The following is a 19514-nucleotide window of genomic DNA, read 5'->3' as shown; positions in this document are numbered from 1 at the left end:
ACTCCTTTTTCACCAATGCAAAAAACCGAACGATTTCGATTGATCGTTCGGTTTTTACTGTGTCACTTTGTTATTGTCCGGAACGATGCTGGCCGCTCCGTTGTTTGTCCAAAATAATAACGAATCGCTTCGGCTATTCTGGCCGAGCCTTGTCCATCTCCATAAGGATTGGAAGCTTTGGCCATCACAGCATGGGATTTCTCATCTGATAAAAGTTCATTGGCAAGACGGAAGATGTTGTCTTCATCAGTTCCGGCGAGCTTCAATGTTCCGGCTTGGATACCTTCCGGACGTTCGGTTGTATTGCGCAGGACCAAAACCGGAACACCGAGAGAAGGCGCTTCTTCCTGGACTCCGCCGGAATCCGTTAATATCAGATGGGCATGCGCCGCAAAATTATGAAAGTCGACTACACCGAGCGGTTCAATCAGTTTTACACGATCATCATTTCCGAGTATTTCGACGGCCGTTTCCCGGACTACCGGGTTCAAGTGGACAGGATAGACAACCTGAATATCGTCATGCGCTTCGACAAGCCGCTTGATGGCACGGAACATTTGCCGCATATTACTCCCGAGGTTTTCCCGCCGGTGGGCAGTCAAAAGCACTAACCGTTTCCCGTCGAGTTCCTCTAGAATCGGACTCTTATAATCATCTGCAATCGTTGTTTTCAAAGCATCGATTGCTGTATTCCCTGTAACAAACACCCTTTCTTCCGGCTTGTTTTCCCGGAGCAGGTTTTGTTTCGCTTGTTCAGTCGGGGAAAAATGCAAGTCGGCCATGACCCCTGTCAATTGCCTGTTCATCTCTTCTGGATAAGGAGAGTATTTGTTCCATGTCCGAAGCCCTGCTTCCACATGGCCTACCGCCGTTTGATTATAATAAGCAGCCAAGGATGCGGCGAAGGTCGTAGTCGTGTCTCCATGCACGAGTACGATATCCGGATTGGTCTGTTTGATGACCTCGTCCAGGCCTTCCAGCGCTCTAGTCGTTATTTGAGCCAGCGTTTGCCGTGATTTCATGATATTCAAATCAAAGTCCGGCGTAATATCGAAAATGTCCAGAACCTGATCCAGCATTTCCCTGTGCTGGGCCGTCACGGTCACGATTGTTTCGAACTGATCAGGACGCTTGTTCAGCTCCAGGACAAGTGGCGCCATTTTGATCGCTTCCGGCCGGGTACCGAAAATCGTCATTACCTTGATCGGTTTCGTCATAGTCGATCCTCCTGCCTTCCGGATTTATTTAGTACCAAACAGGCGGTCACCGGCATCCCCTAAACCTGGGACGATGTAGCCTTTTTCATCCAGTTTCTCATCCAGAGCAGCCAGGTAGATATCGACATCAGGATGCTCCTTCTTAATGACCTCCACACCTTCCGGGGCAGCAATCAGGCACATTAGTTTTATATTTTTCGCTCCGCGCTTTTTCAAGGAGTGAATTGCATCGTTTGCGGACCCGCCAGTGGCCAGCATTGGATCGATGACAATCAGTTCACGCTCTTCGATATCGGATGGGAGCTTGATATAATATTCTACCGGCATCAATGTTTCCGGATCACGATACAGTCCAACGTGTCCTACTTTCGCAGCAGGGATCAAACGGAGAATCCCGTCGACCATCCCCAGCCCTGCACGGAGAATCGGAACCAAGCCGATTTTCTTACCGCTTAACGTTTTTGCTTTGGCTTTGGTTACAGGAGTATCAATCGTAATTTCTTCTACAGGCAAATCTCTGGTAATTTCAAAAGCCATTAACCCGGCCACTTCGTCTACCAGTTCGCGAAATTCTTTTGTCCCTGTGCTATTTTTACGTATGTAGGTTAACTTGTGTTGGATCAATGGATGATCCAGTACATATACATTTCCCACGTTCCGATCACTCCTTTGGTATTTTTGCATCCTTAAAATTGTACTGAAAAAACAGCCTGCTTTCAAGGGGACATGTCATTCCGTGTCGAAGTTTTTCTGCTTTCATACAAAATCCATCACCACGCAGGATGATGGATCGGTTACAGTTGTGTTTCTTTTTCATGGACGACTTCCATTATTTTTTGTTTTATTTCAAGCCTGCACTCGGCAGATAGCGGATCTTGGCGGGGATCGATATGCCGACCGCGGACCAGAAATCCGTCATACGTGAATAAATCGTTGAATTCTCGGTGCTGTGCAGCGTCGTATCCTTTAATATGCAGGTTGTAGCCATCTGCTGTCTCAATTACTCCACCTATCGATACAACGTTTTTTTCATTCATGGTGAAACCCTCCTGGTTAGGGTATACCCTAATCAGGCCATATTTAAAAGTGCGTTTTTCAGGTGTTTATTTCCAAGTGGTTTCGATTTTTAAAGGGCTCCGTTTCCCCTCTGCGTATAATAACGCCGGGGAAGCTCCTACGATTCTCCCTGCTTTGTACTGCCCAAGCGCGTGACTCTCCACTCGACTATCGGCAGCAGCAAACATGCTTTTCCCTGGGCGACATTTCCAACTGGACCGGCCAAGCATAAAAAGAAAAAGCACCTATACCGCCTTTGCCCTGAATGGAACGGGGAAAGGCAGTTTAAGTGCTTTTATGCTGTCACATTTTAGTCAGGTCTCTCCAAACGGACAGCTTGTTTTCTTGTCTATTATTGATAGAGCGGGAACTTATCGGTCAATGCTTTTACTCGATCTTTGGCTTCCTTCAGCTTCGCTTCATCGTCATGATGCTTTAGTGTAAAAGCGATGATGGAGCCTAATTCATCCATTTCTTCCAGGCCGAACCCGCGGCTTGTAACAGCTGCTGTTCCGATCCGGACACCGGAAGTCACGAACGGACTTTCTGGATCAAATGGAATCGTATTTTTGTTGGTCGTCAATCCCACGTTATCCAACGCTTCCTCGGCGACTTTCCCTGTCAATTCCAGACCGCGGACATCCAACAGCAGCAAATGGTTATCCGTACCACCGGAGACAATTCTGATGTCTTCTTTTTGCAACGCTTCTCCGAGCCGTTTTGCATTATCGATGATTTGTCGGGAATACGTTTTGAAATCATCTTGCAGCGCTTCTTTGAATGCCATTGCTTTTGCCGCAATGACATGCATCAGAGGGCCGCCCTGCATACCCGGGAAGACGGACTTATCGATTTTTTTGGCATATTCTTCTTTGCAAAGAATCATCCCGCCGCGAGGGCCTCGCAAAGTTTTGTGCGTTGTGGTGGTAACAAAGTCGGCATAAGGAACTGGATTGGGGTGAAGTCCTGTTGCGACCAGGCCGGCAATATGCGCCATGTCGACCATTAAGTAAGCGCCGACTTCGTCCGCGATTTCACGGAACTTCGCGAAATCAATCGTGCGAGAATAAGCGCTGGCACCGGCAACAATCAATTTCGGCTTTAGTTCTTTCGCTTTGGCAAGAACATTTTCGTAGTCGATTTGTTCCGTTTCTTTGTCGACCCCATATTCTTCAAATTTGTAAAGCTTACCACTAAAATTGACGGGGCTGCCATGTGTAAGATGGCCGCCATGGCTAAGGTTCATTCCCAGCACGGTGTCACCGATTTCCAAGACCGAAAAATATACGGCCATGTTGGCCTGAGCACCGGAATGCGGCTGAACATTCGCATGGTCGGCACCGAATAGCTGCTTGGCGCGGTCGCGGGCAAGATTTTCTGCAACATCGACATATTCACAACCACCATAGTAGCGACGGCCCGGATACCCTTCCGCATATTTGTTGGTCAATACAGATCCTTGCGCCTCCATTACCGCTTCCGAGACGAAATTCTCCGATGCAATCAACTCAATTTTGTCATTTTGCCGCATTCTTTCGTTTTCAATCGCTTGAAAAAGCTCCTGATCCTTTTGTTTCACATGTTGCATTGCCGTATTCCCCCTTTGGATTTTTGAAGATTATTTGAAGTGGGTTCTCGAGCTTGCGGTCTATGAGTAAATAAGAGAAATGTCTGGTTCCTCTTTACAATCCCAGCAAGATTCCTTCTCACAACCAACGACCATTTTCCGCTCGTCACCAATCTATCAAAATAGTAACATTAATCAGTCGCAGAATACACCTGAATCATCTTGCGGATAGACTGCCCGGTGACCACCGATAAGCTTTGGCCGGGTACGTGCCATCGTCACCCTCGCGTTTCCGGCAGCACGTTGTTTGAAGCGCAAGGGAATCGCCACCCGCCGTAAATGCATGCCGATCATCGTTTCTCCGATATCGAGACCGGCATCGGCGGAAATCGTTTCTGCGAGGACAGGCTGGTTCATATGCTTGTATGCATATGCCGCCATAGAACCACCCGCTTTCGGGACGGGAACTGCTGTCACTTGTTGGTAACCACGTTGGATCAACGTTTCTTGTTCTACAACAAGTGAGCGATTCAAATGCTCACAGCATTGAAAAGCCAACTGAATCCCTGTCTCCCGTTGCAGTCGTTGCATCCCCGCAAAAATGACCGCGGCCACTTCTTCACTTCCTGATGTGCCGATACGTTTCCCGGCCACCTCGCTTGTAGAACAGCCGACAACAAACAACTGTCCCTTCCGCAAGTAACCGGAATCCAGCCACTCATCGACAATCGCATGTATCTCCTGTTTTAACCGATCCACCATGTTATACCCAGCCTCCTGTCTATAAAAGGGGACTGTCCCCCGTCAGTTCAGCGTACTAAACTGTTTCGTTGGATTCATAGTCCGTGATTTTTCCGATCCTGTTGGCGTGACGTCCGGCTTGAAATTCTGTCTCCAGCCATGTTTTGACGATTTCCCTGGCGAGTCCGGCGCCTATCACCCGCTCCCCCATCGTGATCATATTCGAATCATTGTGTTCCCGGGTCGCCTTGGCACTGAAAACATCGTGGACGAGCGCAGCCCGGATGCCCTTCACTTTGTTAGCAGATATCGACATACCGATCCCCGTGCCGCAAATAAGGATGCCTTTATCGAATTCCCCGCTGGCGACCCGCTCGGCAGCAGGAATCCCATAATCCGGATAATCAACGGAATCCTCGCAGTCACAGCCGATGTCTTCGAATTCGATTTTCATTTCCTCGAGAAGTGAACAGATTTCCTTGCGCAGGTTCACTCCCCCGTGGTCAGAGGCTACAATCACTTTCATTTTATTACGCTCCCTTCTCCATCGTTGCGTTCAATCGTACTGGTTGCTTCAGAGGGACGACTTCTTCTTCTTTTATCTTGAATTGGTGGATTTCTTTTTTCAATACGTTGGCTTGATCTTCGAGTGAAGCTGCAAGCTGCTCGACACTCGCGATGACCGTGGATTGCTCATTGATGATCGCCGTCATTTCCTCTGCACTGGCAGAAGTTTCCTCGGCTATGGCCGAAACCTCTTGGGATTCCACTGACGTTTTTTGAATAGCCTGCAGCTGTTCATCCACCAATTGGGAAATCCCCTCGATGGCGGAAGCAACCTCATTAATCGATACAGACATCGTATTGATGGCTGCATTGGTTTCTTCGCCTTTTTCTGCTTCTGTCCGGGCAAAAGAAACCTGCTCGGTGATTTGATTGACAACCTGTTGTACATCCTTCTGAATGTTGGTGATAAGCTCCGATATTCCCTGGACAGCCTGTGTGCTCTGGTCGGCAAGCTTCCTCACTTCCTCCGCCACCACCGCGAACCCTTTTCCATGTTCCCCGGCTCGCGCTGCTTCGATTGATGCATTCAAAGCAAGCAGATTCGTCTGTTCAGAAATATCCCCAACCATGCCGATAATATTCTCGACTTCCCGGGCATTCTTTTCAAGACGGGTGACATCTTCCAAAGAATTTTCCTGCTCCTGGGCCAATGATTGAATGCCTGAAACAAGTCTATGTATGACCGCTTTACTATCACTTAACTTGGCAACCATGTCTTGTGAATTCTGCCGGGATTGGCCGGCTTTTTCCTGAACCTGCTGGGCCAGTCTTGTAGCCGCTTCAATCGACTCAGCCGTGTTTTGAATCGAATTGGATGAATTCTCCGCCCCGGCGGAAATATGCTGAATCGCCTCATTGATTTCTTTCGTTTGCGCTGCAGCACGCGAAGAAACCGTTTTGATTTGTTCTACTTTATCGTTCGTTTTATCGAAGTTGTTTTCAATTTTATGAATGATCTGTTTCAAACTGCCCAGCATGGTATTGAAAGCAAGGGACAGTGAATGGATTTCATCCTTGGAGTTCGGAAGCTCCACTTCCTTCGTCAGATTCCCTTGCGCTGCTTCAGCAGCTACAGATTCCAGTCTCGTCAACGGGCGAGTGATAAAACCGGCCGCTGCATAGGCCAAAATGCCGGACCATATGATTCCAAGGGCCAAGGTGGCCATGACAAACCAAAATTCTGAAATAGGGATAAAGGTTTGAATGTAATCATATAAAAGATACATGAATACGGCGCTGATTGAATAGGTGATCAGGGCAAGCAAAGTAGTAAACAAAACCAATTTCCAGCGCAAACTGCCTTTTCTCGTCTTTTCTTCCATTCACATTCCCTCCACTTTTCCGATGCACAAACCAAAACAGGTTTCCCCTGTGACACTAGTCGGGTTCTCCTGGTTGACGCACCTTAATACTAGCTTCTTTATCTATTGTCTATCTTTTTGGCCAGTAGTTCAATATACTTTTCGATTTCCTGCAAAGTTTCTTGATATGTGTTCAAATTTCCGCCAAAAGGGTCGGATATGTCGAAATCCGGCAGGCTTGCCTCCAGCTGCTGGATATGATTGATTTCTTGTCTCAACTGGGTATGAAGCTCTTTATCAAGCTTGTGCGGATCCATGGTTTTGCCATTCTCTTTCATGAACCGTGCCCGTTTTTCCTCTAAATCGGCATAGGCTTTTTTGAGCTGGTCCCAGGCATCCCCGTCACCCTCCAATACATATTCCTTCAGGGTGTACAGCTTTTCGCTGAAGGATGGGTATTGCATAGCAAGGGATTGTTTGTGCTGAGACGTCATGGTCAGGACCAGGTCTGCCCAGTTGAGCAGCTGTACTGTCACAGGCTGTGATTGGTGATTCAGATTGATGTTCTTATTCCCCAATACCTCGATCGTACTGTGGGACGCCTGCTGTCCAGATCCGGCAAAAATCCCGGCAGACTGAACCTCGACACTCGGCAGCTTGTTCCGCAGAAGTGCTTCGGCCATCGGGCTCCTGCATGTATTTCCCGTGCAAACGAACAGTATTTTCATCTTTTTACCTCCAAATAGGAAAGGAACAGGCATTCCGGCAGCTGTCTTTCCATAGTTACTACTGCTATCATTCCTTTTTCTTGCTCCATTATATCATTTAGCCCGATATTCCCTACCGAAAACTTTTTATAAAGAATAACAGGCTAAATTCGTCACGTTCTGCACAATGCCTGCATAAACCCTATCGCGTGCGCCATCGCCATGTTTGCGATAGGCCTGGAGGCGCCGTTTTTGTCACAGATATTGGCTGGCTAGAAAATTACGATAGAGAGGTGCCGGAGCTGGACGAGCCTGTTCCAGCACATAATCATCCACAGGCAGTTTCTTTTAAGATTTTCCAGAATACAAAAAAGCCGTCTGCCGTTGAATCAGCAGACAGCCCGCATCGATCGGACTAGCCAAAAATAATTTTCAACCCAAATGCACATAGGATACTTCCGCCCAACAGTTCGCTGTAAACACCGATCAGCCCTCTAGCTTTCCTTCCAAGCAGCAGTCCCGACCAAGTTAGGAACGCGCTGAACCAGCCGAACAAGACAATGGCCAAAAAAGTGCGGACACCCGACATCCCCAAGCTGAGACCAACAGAAAAACTATCCAGACTGACACTGATTGAAAACAGAATAAGCCCTGCACCAATCGGCCTGATCAACTTTTTATCTTCCCGATTAAAAGACGATAAAAGCATCTGTACACCAAGCGCGAACAATAATAGTCCACTCCCTAAAATTGCGAAGCCCTCGATTTTGGTGGAAATAAATTTGCCCACTGCAATACCCATAAACGGCATCAACATATGAAACAGGCCGACTGTTAAGCCGATAATAAAAATCCGCTTCAGCCTCAGAGCCTGCATTCCCATACCAAGACCGACAGAAAATGCATCCATCCCTAGCGCCGCAGCCATAAAAATCAACGAAATATACTCGCCGATATTCACACCAGCCATCCCGCCAACCCCTCTCCGGACATGCTATTCCACTATATGCCCAAGAGACAAGTTATATTACCGGAATCGGACAAGACCGGATAAGCCAAAGTCTAGACCAGGGTCCCAGACCAGGGTCAGTCCCCACAGCCAACCTCTGATATTACCTCCCGGTTGGGGACTGACCCCAAAACGGCTGATTTGATGGGCAAGCTTTATACGGGGGACTGTCCCTCCAGGAGAAAAACCTTGAATTATCAAGGAACTCACCAAAACAATTGGCTATCCGGACCTGTCTGGGGACTGTCCCCCGCTGGTACCTAGGGAGGGACTGACCCCCGCTTAAAATTGGTTGATTTTTTTGGTTGCTGCTTTATGGAGGCGGTTCATGATTGCCTGACCGACGCCTGTTTCCGGGAATGTTTCACAGAGTATGATGTCGACATCTGATTTTTTGAACGAGCGCAGCGCATCGTATAAATGGGCAGCCACCTCACTTAAATTGTTCCGCGATCCGCATATATTGATATTGTCGGCGTCCAACTCGGCTGCCAGCTCTTTGCTGGCGATTATCCCGATTTTATCCCCAACCTGAAGCTGGGCATCGATTTGCGTCTGCATGAAGGATGGGGCGCCGTCCACCAGCCACAAAGGTGCGTCAGGTGCATAGTGTGTATATTTCATACCTGGCGCCCGAGGTTTCTCCACATCTCCGTTCTCCGGAAGCTTCCCGTTTGCCGCCGCGAGCGCCGGATCAACCATGATTCTTCCCACGACTTCTTCAAGCTGCTCCCGGGTGATACCGCCAGGACGTAAAATAATCGGCATTTCGCCGGTACAATCTACCACCGTGGATTCTACGCCAACTCCTGTCGGTCCGCCGTCAAGGAGCCCGGCGATCCTCCCTTGCAGGTCTTCATATACATGATCGGCTGTAGTCGGGCTGGGCCGGCCGGACTTGTTGGCACTCGGTGCCGCCAGCGGAAGCCGGCATGCGCGAAGGAGCGCCTGAGCTACTGGATGATCCGGAATGCGCACCCCGACTGATGGTAGTCCGGCCGTTACGTTATCCGCAATCGTGCCGTTGCTTTTCAAAATCAGGGTCAGCGGTCCAGGAGTAAAGGCTGCCAACAGCTTTTCGGCCACCTCTGGAACCTCTGCAACGTAATCATCGACTTGAACGCGGTCCGCTATATGGACAATCAACGGATTATCGGATGGACGTCCTTTTGCCCGGAATATTTTATCCACGGCATCCGCTTCTTTAGCATTTGCACCCAGACCGTAGACAGTTTCTGTCGGGAAAGCCACTACCTCGTTTTGTTCCAGCAAGGCTGACGCTTCCCTGATTGCCAGGTCGGTTGCACTGGTTGTTTGCTCGATTTTCCACACTTTTGTATCCTTCACGGTTACTAACTCCTTTAATTAATCAAACGTTTGATATGTGCTATTCAAGTACTATTCCCTTTCGCAAATCCGCTTATCAACAATTTATCCACATTATGAAATTTTTCTGGCAATTCTGCAAGATGCTGTGTATAACTCCCCTGAAACCAGTCAAAAGCAAAACAATCCCTGCCGAAAACATACGATAAAGGGATTGTTTTGCCAATGAATATGGAAAGGACAAGGAATAAATACCCACTCAAAGCCCCTGTCTTATACACTCAATCCGTACGAATGACCTATTCCCGACAGTTATCCTCTACTCTCCACAAATTATAAACAGTTGTTGTGCACAGGTGTGGATAACTTCTGTTATATCACAGAGATTGTTAATAACTACTGTGTTTATCCCCAAGTCGATTTCACTGAGTCCGTGCACGTTAATTCCGTTCATTTCAAACCCTGGATATCGACAGACTGTTCTTCTTTCTCAAAAGAACTCTTCCACCAGGTCCCCTCTGGCAGTGCATGACCTTCGGCAAACGATGGAAAAGCAGCCTGTTCAAACTGCAATAGCACCAGCAACGTATCGAGTGCTGCTTGATGGCTGTAAATGTACACACAATCAGCTGCTTTCTCTCCAGCCAATGTCATCGCTGTCTCCAATACAGTCCATGGAAAAGAAGATGGCACTCCTTCTTTAATATACAAGCTTTTCAGCCAAAAAACCTGATCCTCCATAGGAAGCAAGGCGAAAAAAGCCTTATATTCCCCTTTTACTTCTATCAGGAATCCATTTTCCTTCACGTTGTGTTTTCCGCGAAAAGCTTCCCATGACCCGGCAAAAAAACGCTGTAACACCTGGTCATCCAACCTGTTAGTATGAATCAGTTTCATCCGCACACTCCCTATCCCGTTTTCTTAAACCGGCTCTTCTGACCGGAATCACTGTTTAATCTAGTCTATGAGTGATAGAGGAGTGATATGATAGATTTAACTGAACCATTCTAAAAAGAAAAACTTCACCTTTACTTCTTTTTCTTCCTCCGGATCCGGTTTTTCCGACTCTTCTTGCGTTTCTTCTGTCTCAGCGACAGTGGAACCATCCGCAAAATCGAGAAAGCACAACGGCGGAAACAATACGCACCACCAGTTTGCACCTTTGCCTGCGCCGAGCGTAATCAGGATTGCTTCATACTCACCGGCCGGGTAGACATAGGACCCATATACTTTATCCGGAAACGTAACATTACTTCCGTACTCTACTTGATAGGTTTGATTTGAACCTTTCTCTTCCAGTACTTGCTTAACGATAGCTTCTATCTCGGGAAGCTTGTCCTGGATCAATTCTCTCGCTTCATCTATATCAGAAATATCGCCGACCCATTTTGTAATATCGGCATTGACCCGGTCGCGGATCAAACGCTTTAAAGCCTGATCACTAGCGCTATCACTGTTCGCCAAAATTCTGAGCCGAATCGCTTCATCCGGTATGACCTGATACCCAGCTTCATCCGTTTGTCCTAACTGTCCAAGTCCCTTAGTCGGGAAAAAACCGATCAACGCTAAAAAAATAAGAAAATAGATAAGATAATTCCGCATTTCTCCTGCCCCTTTCGCTAACTGTATAGCTCCATTATGGACAGAGAGAAAAGCTTTTAAACTCGCAATCTATTATTTTTATGCTGCTAATCGGAAAGCTGCGCAAACACCATGCGATTCTTGCCATTTATGTCTTTTTTTATTTCAACGGAAGCGCCGGGGAATTTACTGCGGAGCAATCCGGCAACTTGCTCTCCCTGTTGATGGCCGATTTCAAAAGCTATCAATCCCCGACCGGAAAGAATAGAACCAGCCTGATCAATGATTTGCCGATAAGCTGCAAGGCCTTCATTCTCGGCAAACAAAGCCAATGCAGGATCAAAATTTTTCACTGTGTCATCCAGAGATGCTTTGTCCTGGTAAGAAATATAGGGTGGATTGGAAACGATGATGTCCACCTTTTCGCGCCGGTCTATTATTGGCTGTAAAAAATCACCCAGATAAAACTGGACTTCAGCTCCAAGTCTGGCTGCATTTTGTTCCGCCACCTGTACAGCCTGTTCGGAAATATCCGTGGCAGCCACCTGCCAGGATGGTTTTTCCAGCTTCAGGGTGATGGCGATCACCCCGCTTCCGGTTCCTGCATCGACGAGCCGAATGGGCTTTTCCCCAAATTCCCGGGCATATTCCAGGACACCGAGTACCAATTCTTCGGTTTCCGGACGCGGAATCAAAACATGCTTGTCGACGTAGAACTCCCGGCCATAGAAGGACTCCGTGCCAATCAAGTGTTGGACCGGTATTCCCGTCTCTCCATGTGCTTTCACATCTGCAGTGAACTGATCATCTGTTTCCTTCTGCAATAGTTCACGCTGAGCAGCTAAAAACCCGGCCCGTTCCAATCCAGTATGATATTGCAGCAAGATTTCGGCGACTCGCGGTTCCCGGTCATGCTGTTGTAAAAAAAGAGAAGCCCAGCGAAGGGCTTCATTGATTGTGCGTCGTTGTGCTGTCATGTCATTCACCGATTTGTTCCAATTTTTTGGTTTGTTCTTCCATCAGCAAGGCATCGATGATTTCGCCGACTTTCCCCTCCAAAATCTGGTCGAGCTTTTGGATCGTCAAACCGATTCGGTGATCAGTCACCCGGTTTTGAGGAAAATTGTAGGTGCGGATCCGTTCCGATCGATCGCCTGAACCTACTGCCGACTTTCTTGTTTCATCGTATTCCGCTTGTGCTTCTTGTTGGAATTTGTCATAGATTCTGGCACGCAATACCTTCATGGCTTTTTCCTTGTTTTTGATTTGTGACTTTTCGTCCTGAATCGAGACAACGATCCCTGTCGGCATATGTGTCAGACGCACAGCAGACATCGTGGTGTTGACACTCTGGCCGCCAGGACCGCTGGATGCAAATGTATCGACACGGATATCCTTGTCATGGACATCGACTTCCACTTCTTCCGCTTCCGGCATAACAACCACGGTGGCAGTGGATGTATGGATCCTGCCGCCCGATTCCGTTTCCGGAACACGCTGCACCCGGTGAGCGCCATTTTCAAATTTCAGTTTAGAAAAAGCGCCATCGCCATTAATCATAAAAATAATTTCTTTGTAGCCCCCGACACCAGTCGTGTTGGCTTCCATTACGTCGATCTTCCAGCCTTCCGATTCAGCAAAACGGGAATACATCCGATAGAGGTCGCCGGCAAACAAAGCAGCTTCATCGCCCCCAGCTGCACCGCGGATTTCCATGATGACGTTTTTATCATCGTTAGGATCCTTCGGCAACAACAAAATACGCAGCTTTTCTTCCAATTCTTCTTTCCGTTGAGAAAGCTCACTGATTTCCGACTTGACCATGTCCTGCATTTCTGGGTCCTGTTCCTCATCCAGCATCACTTTGGCATCGTCCAGCTGGGTGGTCACTTCTTTATATTCACGGTATGCCTGGATGACGTCTTCCAGGTCGGATTGTTCTTTCGAATATTCACGTAGCTTTTTCGTATCACTGATTACTTCAGGATCACTGAGCAATTCATTCAATTTATCATAACGGTCTTCCAAGGATTGCAGTCTGTCTAACACTTCATCCACCTCTTTCTCCTTAACAGTATAATTATAGTACAGGAGAAAAACCCCGTCAAAAAAAGCTTGGCAGCGATTTGAAGCGGGTCATCAATCTTTGCGATTTCACCCTGCTTAGCGTGACATCCAGCCGTCAAGCAGTTCAATCAGGCCCATCCCCAACGCCAGTGCAGGTCCTAACAGAAAAACACCGGCCAGCAAATATAAAATAGCCTCCCACAGCGGATGACGCCGCTTACGAGGTTCTTCTTCAATTTTCTGTTCCAGTTCGGTCAATCGCCGATTAAGACGATTTACTTCTTCGGACAATTCCTGTTCCGAGTGATGGCCCATGTTTGGTCCCCCTTGACATGAATATTGCTTCTTTCTATGTTATTTTAACATAACAGCATTGGCCTGCTGCCCCTCATCCGGTTAAAATTGCGCTTGTTTTGTTCAGGAAACAGGAAGTCGCCAATCCAGACAAAAATCCATTATTATGTATAACGAGACAAAGGAAGCTCTGGACTTCCTTCCGGAACTCGAGCTTCCTTCCTGTCAGATCAACGAATGACCACCCGCACATGGTAATTCCCATTCACCTGGTCATCGACCGACCGTCGGATTTGATTGATTTTGGCCATTTTCTCCCCCGAATTGAATTTCCCGTTTAAAACGGCTTCAATCCGGATTTCTTCATCAATCATTTCGACACTTTCCACCGTGACGGCTTCCACTGATTCGGCTGCCCGGACGATCGCCGCTCTGCTAGTGTCCTGGACGATTTCGCGATCGCCATATTCATCGAAAATCCTCGGCTGAGTGCCCCGCAATTGGATATATCCTTCTTCCGTTGTTTCCACTTCTTCGCCCTGCGGCATACTCCCTTGTTCCTGTCCGTTATTCCCGGTTCCACATGCATTCAGTATTGCCAAACAAAAGATGGCTGTCAATATTCTATACATACCCAACCTCCATGCTTTTTCCTTAGCATGCTTCTGTAGCACGATAATATCCGCTTGAACGGAATCCAGCAGCTTGCTTATCGATTAGGTCCGCAGCACGAATACACTTCGCTTTCCGCGGGTGCCCCGTGAGCCTCCTCGACTTCGTCTGCGGGGTCTCGCATAGGTCACTGATCCCGCAGGAGTCTACGTGTATTCGTGCTGCTCAGAGTATTTGCAATTTCACTCTCGATTTTGCAGAAAAAAGATAACCAAAACGGAAAGACTTACAGAGAGTTGGTCAAAGGAATCATATCCTCCTCCGGCTGATAACTGTCATTCTTGATACATGAACTTCGCCCTCTACCTTCTCCACATATCAAAAAACAGGATACCGAAATGGCATCCTGTCTTGAAATCATTAATTCGATGTAGGAAAAGCTTTTAGGTTTAGCGCTTGCCTGGGCCGGTTCGGCACTTCATGGTGATGGCGGCAGCGAGGCTCGTACGACTCAGAAGCACCCACCAAAATGATGGGATCATCATAGGAAGCAGGCTTGTCATTGATCAGACGCTGGGTCCTGCTTGCCGGGGACCCGCAAATCGGACAAATCGCATTCAGCTTTGTCACCGATTCGCTCAACGCCATCAATTCCGGAACCGGTCCGAACGGTTCACCCCTAAAGTCGGTATCAAGACCGGCAACGATGACCCGGTGGCCATGATTGGCCAATTCATCGACAATGCCGACAATTTCGTCATCGAAAAACTGAACTTCATCTATTCCGATTACATCGACTTCTGCATCGATATATTCAAGAATATCGGCTGCTCTGTCGACCGGACGCGCCAAAATCGACGTTCCGTTGTGAGAAACAACCGATTCCTCAGAATACCGACTGTCAATGGCGGGTTTGAATACCCGGACAGATAGATTTCCATATGTAGCTCGGCGCACCCTTCTTATCAATTCCTCCGATTTACCAGAAAACATGCTGCCGCAAATCAGCTCTACCCATCCACTTTGTTTCATTACATACATCAACGGGACACTCCCTTCAAGATTGCAAAGACGCTGGATCATGTTACTGCCGCAGTTGTACTCTATTTCCATAGTTATTGCCTTGTTCATCTATAAAAAAACGTCTCTTTTTGTTTGAATTCTTCACGATTTGCATCCATCTTGCCACAATACAAAGTAAAAAAACAGGCAAAAAGTTAGACGATTTGCCTGTTTTTCATGATTATCTTTGGTTTTTTCCACCGGGATATCCCCTGGGGACAATTAACCAAGGTTATATTTTTTCTTGAATCGATCGACACGTCCGCCAGCTTTGTCCGCTTTTTGCTTACCAGTGTAGAACGGGTGAGAAGCTGAGCTGATTTCCACACGGATCAACGGGTAAGTATTGCCGTCTTCCCATTCAATTGTTTCTTCAGAAGACTGTGTAGAACCGCTTAGGAATTTGTAGTCAGAGCTAGTATCAAGAAATACTACTTTTCTGTATTCCGGATGAATTTGTTCTTTCATGTTCTTTCCACTCCTTTTGCCCTGAATCCTTTGGAAACAGAGTTATTGTAAGGCCACAATCCGAATATGATCCGGAAAGAGGCGTCAGAATATCCGCCAATAAGGACAGCAATTTATTCTAAGCTCACATAGAATGATTATAACAGTGTAAAATTGCCTTTGCAAGCGACAGTTGGGAAAAATCCAGATGTCCTTCACATGGACGCGCCCGCCTCCACGACGCTAGGGAACTAGAGGTAAGGACGTTATATCCGGAGATTTTTCCGCCATTTACCAGAAAACAAACTACCCCTTTCTGGCTGTCCCTTTCCGCTTCATATCTTCCTCCATGGACTGGAAAAACTCTTCGTTGTTTTTCGAAGCCCTCATGCGGCGAAGGAAACGCTCGACAAAGTCATTGGAGTCTTGCATTGTTTTTCTGATCGCCCAAATCTTATCGAGATGATCCTTGGAAACAAGCAATTCTTCTTTTCTCGTACCGGAACGCAAAATATCGATTGCCGGGTAAATACGACGCTCAGCAAGACTTCGATCCAGATGAAGTTCCATATTGCCGGTCCCTTTGAATTCTTCGTAAATGACGTCATCCATACGCGATCCCGTATCCACCAAAGCGGTTGCCAGGATGGTAAAGCTCCCGCCTTCTTCGATATTACGCGCTGCACCGAAAAATCGTTTAGGACGATGGAAGGCAGCTGGATCGATACCGCCTGACAGCGTACGACCACTTGGCGGAATGACCAAGTTATATGCCCTGGCTAATCTGGTGATGCTATCCATCAGCACAATGACATCCTTTTTGTGTTCCACCAGCCGCATCGCCCGTTCCAATACCAGCTCGGACACTTTAATATGGTTTTCCGGCACTTCATCAAAAGTAGAGCTGACAACGTCGACATCCGGATGGACAGAGCGTTCGATATCCGTCACTTCTTCCGGGCGTTCATCAACCAACAGGATAATCAGTTTTGAATTGGGATGATTCTTGGAAATGCTGTTGGCGATTTGTTTCAACAGCATGGTTTTCCCTGCTTTTGGAGGAGCGACAATCAATCCGCGCTGGCCGAATCCGACCGGTGTCATCAGATCGATAATCCTTGTCGACAGCTTTCTTGTTTCTGTCTCCAAACGCATCAAACGGTCTGGATACAATGGCGTCAGGGCAGGGAAATGAACGCGTTCTTTGGCAGTTTCCGGGTTTTGACCGTTTACCGCATCCACGTGAAGCAACCCGTAATACCGCTCGTTTTCTTTCGGCGGACGGACTTTTCCAGACACCTTGTCACCATTTCGCAGATCAAACCGTCGGATTTGCGAAGCCGAAATGTAGATGTCTTCTGCACTAGGAGAATAATTGATCGGACGAAGAAAACCGAATCCTTCCGAAGGAATGATTTCCAAAACACCATCCATGAACAAAAAGCCGTCCTTTTCCGCCTGGGCTTTTAAAATGGAAAAAACAAGCTCGCGCTTGGTAAGCTTTGCGTAATAGGATACTTTATATTCTTTTGCTTTTTCATACAGTTCTTTCAATGTTAATGTTTCTAAATGAGAAATGGTCAATTCAGCCACAAAATCACCACACCTATTAAATTTTGATATTTTATCGAACACAACCTATCGGAACCTCCGCATGATGGCAGACAGATTCCAACACCGCCGAAAGACACAGCAGTGCTACAGGTTTATTTTCAATCGTAATAAATGAATTGGGTAGTAATGCACTTCCTGGTTGGAGCCTCATTGGATAGCTTTGATAGATTTAGCTGACGGAGGAAAACCCAGTAGGAAAGCCAGCGAGTGTTCACTAAAGGCTTTTCTTTTCAACAATACGATAAAAACGCAACTGGACGCCCAGTGTCGTTGGCGAAGCAAGCGTTTCACTATATACTATCATCCATGCAACTCATACATTCTGATAGCATAAAAGCTGATCCAAGAAGAAGTTGAAGGAAAGCATAAAACTAGAATAGAAGTTTTTACGTGAGTACATCAATCATTATAACCAAACTAAACACTTATTAAACTTCTTCCATAGTACCGTTTCTTTCTCGATTATTCAACTATAATTTATCGGGCAGCCACCAAGAACATTGTATGCCCTTACAATATTCTGACGGCAATCCCTCGGCTCGTTTGTTTACAAGGGAGGGAACATAACAAAGAACGGAGGGCAAGTCAGAGGACACGGAAAAAAGCTTGTCCAACCCGCAGAAGGGCCGGACAGCTTTCCGCCTCCTTATTTATTCCCTGCCGAGCGACTCGACGGAGGGCCTATTCACTGGTCAAGAGTTTTGAAACTGCTCCACTTCTTCAGCGGTCATTTCTTCCCGCCAAATCTTGGCACCAAGCTGGGACAGCTTCTCTGTAATTTGTTCATATCCCCGGTCTATATGTTCCAAACCGGTTATTTCCGTCACGCCATCAGCCATAAGCCCGGCAGCGATCAACGATGCACCAGCCCGCAGGTCGCTCGCCTTTACTTTCGCACCTTCCAGTTGGACAGGTCCGGAGACAATGGCCGAACCACCTTCCACCTTGATCAGCGCGTTCATTCTGCGAAGCTCGTCAATATGTTTCAATCTCGCCTGATAGATTGTATCGGTCACGACACCCGTACCTTTTGCTTTGGTCAGCAAAGATGTGAATGGCTGCTGCAAATCGGTCGGAAACCCGGGATGGACAAGCGTTTTGATATCGACACTTTTCAGTTCTTTTCCGGGCTGGACAAGCAGCTGCTCATCGCCTTCTTCGATTGACACACCCATTTCGCGAAGCTTAGCCAGCAAGGACTCGAGATGCTGGGGAATGACATTGTCGATCAATACTTTTTCTCCCTGTGCAGCCGCCATGATTGTATAAGTCCCCGCTTCAATCCTGTCTGGGATGATGGTATGCATACAGCCTGTCAAGTTATCACAACCCTCAATCCGGATAACATCTGTCCCGGCTCCCTTTATTTTCGCGCCCATGCTGGTGAGCAACGTTGCGACATCGATAATTTCCGGTTCCTTGGCTGCATTTTCGATGACTGTCTTCCCTTTTGCTCTCACTGCTGCCAGCATGATGTTGATGGTAGCCCCGACACTGACCACATCCAGATAAATCCGGGCACCGCGCAATTCATCCGCCCGCAGGTAAATCGCGCCTTGTTCGTTGGTCACTTTAGCGCCAAGCGCTTCAAAGCCTTTTATGTGCTGATCAATAGGACGAGGGCCTAGATGGCATCCTCCCGGCAAACCGATCACCGCTTCTTTGAATCGACCGAGCATCGCTCCCATAAAATAGTAGGAGGCACGAAGTTTTTTCACTTTTCCGCTTGGAAGCGGCATATTGATCATATTGCTAGGATCGATATGAATCGTCTGTCCCTTCCAGGAAACGTCCCCGCCGATTTCCTCCAGTAAATCTCCCAACACGTCTACATCCGATATTTTCGGCAAGCCCTCGATGATCACTTTCGATTCTGCGAGTATTGCAGCCGGCAGCAATGCAACCGCACTGTTTTTCGCTCCGCTGATCCTTACTTTGCCATTCAAAGGTCTGCCGCCTTCTACGAGTATTTTTTGCATCTGGAACTCCTCACTCCCTGAGATTGTTCGAAACAGCTTACTGACAGCGGCTGTCCGCTTTCATTGTCACTGTGGCTTTAAACGCAACTTCACTATAATAAGAGTAAGTATTGATGTTCAATCCGAACAACCTGCAGTATTCTAGTTAGTCAACCTTATTCTACACAATTTTTGCCAAACAATACTAATTTTGCATCTGCCGATCCGGCAAAGGGTTGATGGCTTGAACTTTGCTAGAGCGGCAGCAGTCTCACTTGATTGTACCACTCTTCTCCAGGTGCAGCCTGCGATGAGATGCAGGCGCACTCCGCCCCCATAGGGGAACATATGAAGCGAATGAATTTGGTATGTATCTTAGTTGATTGTA

General features: G+C 47.4%; 20 protein-coding genes. All 20 read right to left on the bottom strand.

Annotation, left to right across the window (positions count from 1 at the left end; genetic code table 11):
- Window positions 1–62 precede the first annotated feature (62 nt).
- Window positions 63–1217, bottom strand: a complete 1155-nt coding sequence (gene wecB / locus ABVF09_RS17060) for a non-hydrolyzing UDP-N-acetylglucosamine 2-epimerase (protein ID WP_371069714.1) — start codon at window positions 1215–1217, stop codon at window positions 63–65.
- A 24-nt stretch (window positions 1218–1241) separates the two neighbouring features.
- On the bottom strand, window positions 1242–1871 hold the full coding sequence (gene upp / locus ABVF09_RS17055; RefSeq protein WP_026771880.1) for a uracil phosphoribosyltransferase: 630 nt from the start codon (window positions 1869–1871) through the stop codon (window positions 1242–1244).
- 140 nt (window positions 1872–2011) lie between these two features.
- Window positions 2012–2254, bottom strand: a complete 243-nt coding sequence (locus ABVF09_RS17050) for a hypothetical protein (protein ID WP_026570775.1) — start codon at window positions 2252–2254, stop codon at window positions 2012–2014.
- Between the two features lie 371 nt (window positions 2255–2625).
- Window positions 2626–3861, bottom strand: coding sequence for a serine hydroxymethyltransferase (locus ABVF09_RS17045; protein WP_026771882.1), 1236 nt, complete (start codon window positions 3859–3861; stop codon window positions 2626–2628).
- A gap of 174 nt (window positions 3862–4035) precedes the next feature.
- Window positions 4036–4599, bottom strand: coding sequence for a TIGR01440 family protein (locus ABVF09_RS17040; protein ID WP_152525568.1), 564 nt, complete (start codon window positions 4597–4599; stop codon window positions 4036–4038).
- A gap of 58 nt (window positions 4600–4657) precedes the next feature.
- Window positions 4658–5107 (bottom strand): ribose 5-phosphate isomerase B, encoded by a 450-nt coding sequence (gene rpiB, locus ABVF09_RS17035; protein ID WP_153463521.1) that lies wholly within the window; start codon window positions 5105–5107, stop codon window positions 4658–4660.
- A 4-nt stretch (window positions 5108–5111) separates the two neighbouring features.
- The gene (locus ABVF09_RS17030) at window positions 5112–6470 is read right to left on the bottom strand and encodes a methyl-accepting chemotaxis protein (RefSeq protein WP_371069713.1); all 1359 of its coding nucleotides are present in this window, start codon (window positions 6468–6470) and stop codon (window positions 5112–5114) included.
- A gap of 98 nt (window positions 6471–6568) precedes the next feature.
- Window positions 6569–7177 (bottom strand): low molecular weight protein arginine phosphatase, encoded by a 609-nt coding sequence (locus tag ABVF09_RS17025; protein ID WP_153463524.1) that lies wholly within the window; start codon window positions 7175–7177, stop codon window positions 6569–6571.
- Between the two features lie 394 nt (window positions 7178–7571).
- Window positions 7572–8126, bottom strand: coding sequence for a manganese efflux pump MntP (locus ABVF09_RS17020; protein ID WP_026570780.1), 555 nt, complete (start codon window positions 8124–8126; stop codon window positions 7572–7574).
- Between the two features lie 321 nt (window positions 8127–8447).
- Window positions 8448–9512: an L-threonylcarbamoyladenylate synthase gene (locus tag ABVF09_RS17015; RefSeq protein ID WP_371069712.1), complete on the bottom strand. Its 1065-nt coding sequence runs from the start codon at window positions 9510–9512 to the stop codon at window positions 8448–8450.
- A gap of 429 nt (window positions 9513–9941) precedes the next feature.
- A complete protein-coding gene (locus tag ABVF09_RS17010) occupies window positions 9942–10388 on the bottom strand; it encodes a hypothetical protein (RefSeq protein ID WP_371069711.1) in 447 nt (148 codons plus the stop codon).
- 96 nt (window positions 10389–10484) lie between these two features.
- On the bottom strand, window positions 10485–11093 hold the full coding sequence (gene spoIIR, locus ABVF09_RS17005; RefSeq protein ID WP_026570784.1) for a stage II sporulation protein R: 609 nt from the start codon (window positions 11091–11093) through the stop codon (window positions 10485–10487).
- Between the two features lie 86 nt (window positions 11094–11179).
- On the bottom strand, window positions 11180–12049 hold the full coding sequence (gene prmC / locus ABVF09_RS17000) for a peptide chain release factor N(5)-glutamine methyltransferase (RefSeq protein ID WP_035426944.1): 870 nt from the start codon (window positions 12047–12049) through the stop codon (window positions 11180–11182).
- A gap of 1 nt (window position 12050) precedes the next feature.
- Window positions 12051–13121 (bottom strand): peptide chain release factor 1, encoded by a 1071-nt coding sequence (gene prfA, locus ABVF09_RS16995; RefSeq protein ID WP_026771885.1) that lies wholly within the window; start codon window positions 13119–13121, stop codon window positions 12051–12053.
- Between the two features lie 114 nt (window positions 13122–13235).
- Window positions 13236–13454 carry a hypothetical protein gene (locus ABVF09_RS16990; RefSeq protein WP_026570787.1) on the bottom strand — a complete coding sequence of 73 codons (219 nt, stop codon included), beginning with the start codon at window positions 13452–13454 and terminating at the stop codon, window positions 13236–13238.
- Window positions 13455–13663: 209 nt separating this feature from the next.
- Window positions 13664–14065 (bottom strand): hypothetical protein, encoded by a 402-nt coding sequence (locus ABVF09_RS16985; RefSeq protein WP_026771886.1) that lies wholly within the window; start codon window positions 14063–14065, stop codon window positions 13664–13666.
- Between the two features lie 400 nt (window positions 14066–14465).
- Complete coding sequence (locus tag ABVF09_RS16980; RefSeq protein ID WP_026771887.1) at window positions 14466–15086, bottom strand: thymidine kinase; 621 nt, start codon at window positions 15084–15086, stop codon at window positions 14466–14468.
- 243 nt (window positions 15087–15329) lie between these two features.
- Window positions 15330–15575 carry a type B 50S ribosomal protein L31 gene (locus ABVF09_RS16975; protein WP_026570790.1) on the bottom strand — a complete coding sequence of 82 codons (246 nt, stop codon included), beginning with the start codon at window positions 15573–15575 and terminating at the stop codon, window positions 15330–15332.
- Between the two features lie 285 nt (window positions 15576–15860).
- A complete protein-coding gene (gene rho, locus ABVF09_RS16970; protein ID WP_026570791.1) occupies window positions 15861–17147 on the bottom strand; it encodes a transcription termination factor Rho in 1287 nt (428 codons plus the stop codon).
- A gap of 713 nt (window positions 17148–17860) precedes the next feature.
- Window positions 17861–19147: a UDP-N-acetylglucosamine 1-carboxyvinyltransferase gene (locus tag ABVF09_RS16965; RefSeq protein ID WP_026771888.1), complete on the bottom strand. Its 1287-nt coding sequence runs from the start codon at window positions 19145–19147 to the stop codon at window positions 17861–17863.
- Window positions 19148–19514 lie beyond the last annotated feature (367 nt).

Origin of the sequence: Sediminibacillus sp. JSM 1682029, assembly GCF_041366435.1 — a bacterium.
Lineage (GTDB): Bacteria > Bacillota > Bacilli > Bacillales > Amphibacillaceae > Sediminibacillus > Sediminibacillus terrae.
This window is presented reverse-complemented; position numbering and strand designations above follow the sequence as displayed.

What these genes read in the sequence shown, in the direction of transcription:
- ABVF09_RS17025 (WP_153463524.1), bottom strand. Translation starts at nt 7,177, where the DNA reads ATGAAAATACTGTTCGTTTGCACGGGAAATACATGCAGGAGCCCGATG.
- ABVF09_RS16990 (WP_026570787.1), bottom strand. Translation starts at nt 13,454, where the DNA reads ATGGGCCATCACTCGGAACAGGAATTGTCCGAAGAAGTAAATCGTCTT.
- ABVF09_RS17045 (WP_026771882.1), bottom strand. Translation starts at nt 3,861, where the DNA reads ATGCAACATGTGAAACAAAAGGATCAGGAGCTTTTTCAAGCGATTGAA.
- spoIIR (WP_026570784.1), bottom strand. Translation starts at nt 11,093, where the DNA reads ATGCGGAATTATCTTATCTATTTTCTTATTTTTTTAGCGTTGATCGGT.
- ABVF09_RS17020 (WP_026570780.1), bottom strand. Translation starts at nt 8,126, where the DNA reads ATGGCTGGTGTGAATATCGGCGAGTATATTTCGTTGATTTTTATGGCT.
- wecB (WP_371069714.1), bottom strand. Translation starts at nt 1,217, where the DNA reads ATGACGAAACCGATCAAGGTAATGACGATTTTCGGTACCCGGCCGGAA.
- ABVF09_RS16965 (WP_026771888.1), bottom strand. Translation starts at nt 19,147, where the DNA reads ATGCAAAAAATACTCGTAGAAGGCGGCAGACCTTTGAATGGCAAAGTA.
- ABVF09_RS17050 (WP_026570775.1), bottom strand. Translation starts at nt 2,254, where the DNA reads ATGAATGAAAAAAACGTTGTATCGATAGGTGGAGTAATTGAGACAGCA.
- ABVF09_RS16975 (WP_026570790.1), bottom strand. Translation starts at nt 15,575, where the DNA reads ATGAAAGAACAAATTCATCCGGAATACAGAAAAGTAGTATTTCTTGAT.
- ABVF09_RS16985 (WP_026771886.1), bottom strand. Translation starts at nt 14,065, where the DNA reads ATGTATAGAATATTGACAGCCATCTTTTGTTTGGCAATACTGAATGCA.
- rpiB (WP_153463521.1), bottom strand. Translation starts at nt 5,107, where the DNA reads ATGAAAGTGATTGTAGCCTCTGACCACGGGGGAGTGAACCTGCGCAAG.
- ABVF09_RS17030 (WP_371069713.1), bottom strand. Translation starts at nt 6,470, where the DNA reads ATGGAAGAAAAGACGAGAAAAGGCAGTTTGCGCTGGAAATTGGTTTTG.
- ABVF09_RS17010 (WP_371069711.1), bottom strand. Translation starts at nt 10,388, where the DNA reads ATGAAACTGATTCATACTAACAGGTTGGATGACCAGGTGTTACAGCGT.
- ABVF09_RS16980 (WP_026771887.1), bottom strand. Translation starts at nt 15,086, where the DNA reads ATGTATGTAATGAAACAAAGTGGATGGGTAGAGCTGATTTGCGGCAGC.
- prmC (WP_035426944.1), bottom strand. Translation starts at nt 12,049, where the DNA reads ATGACAGCACAACGACGCACAATCAATGAAGCCCTTCGCTGGGCTTCT.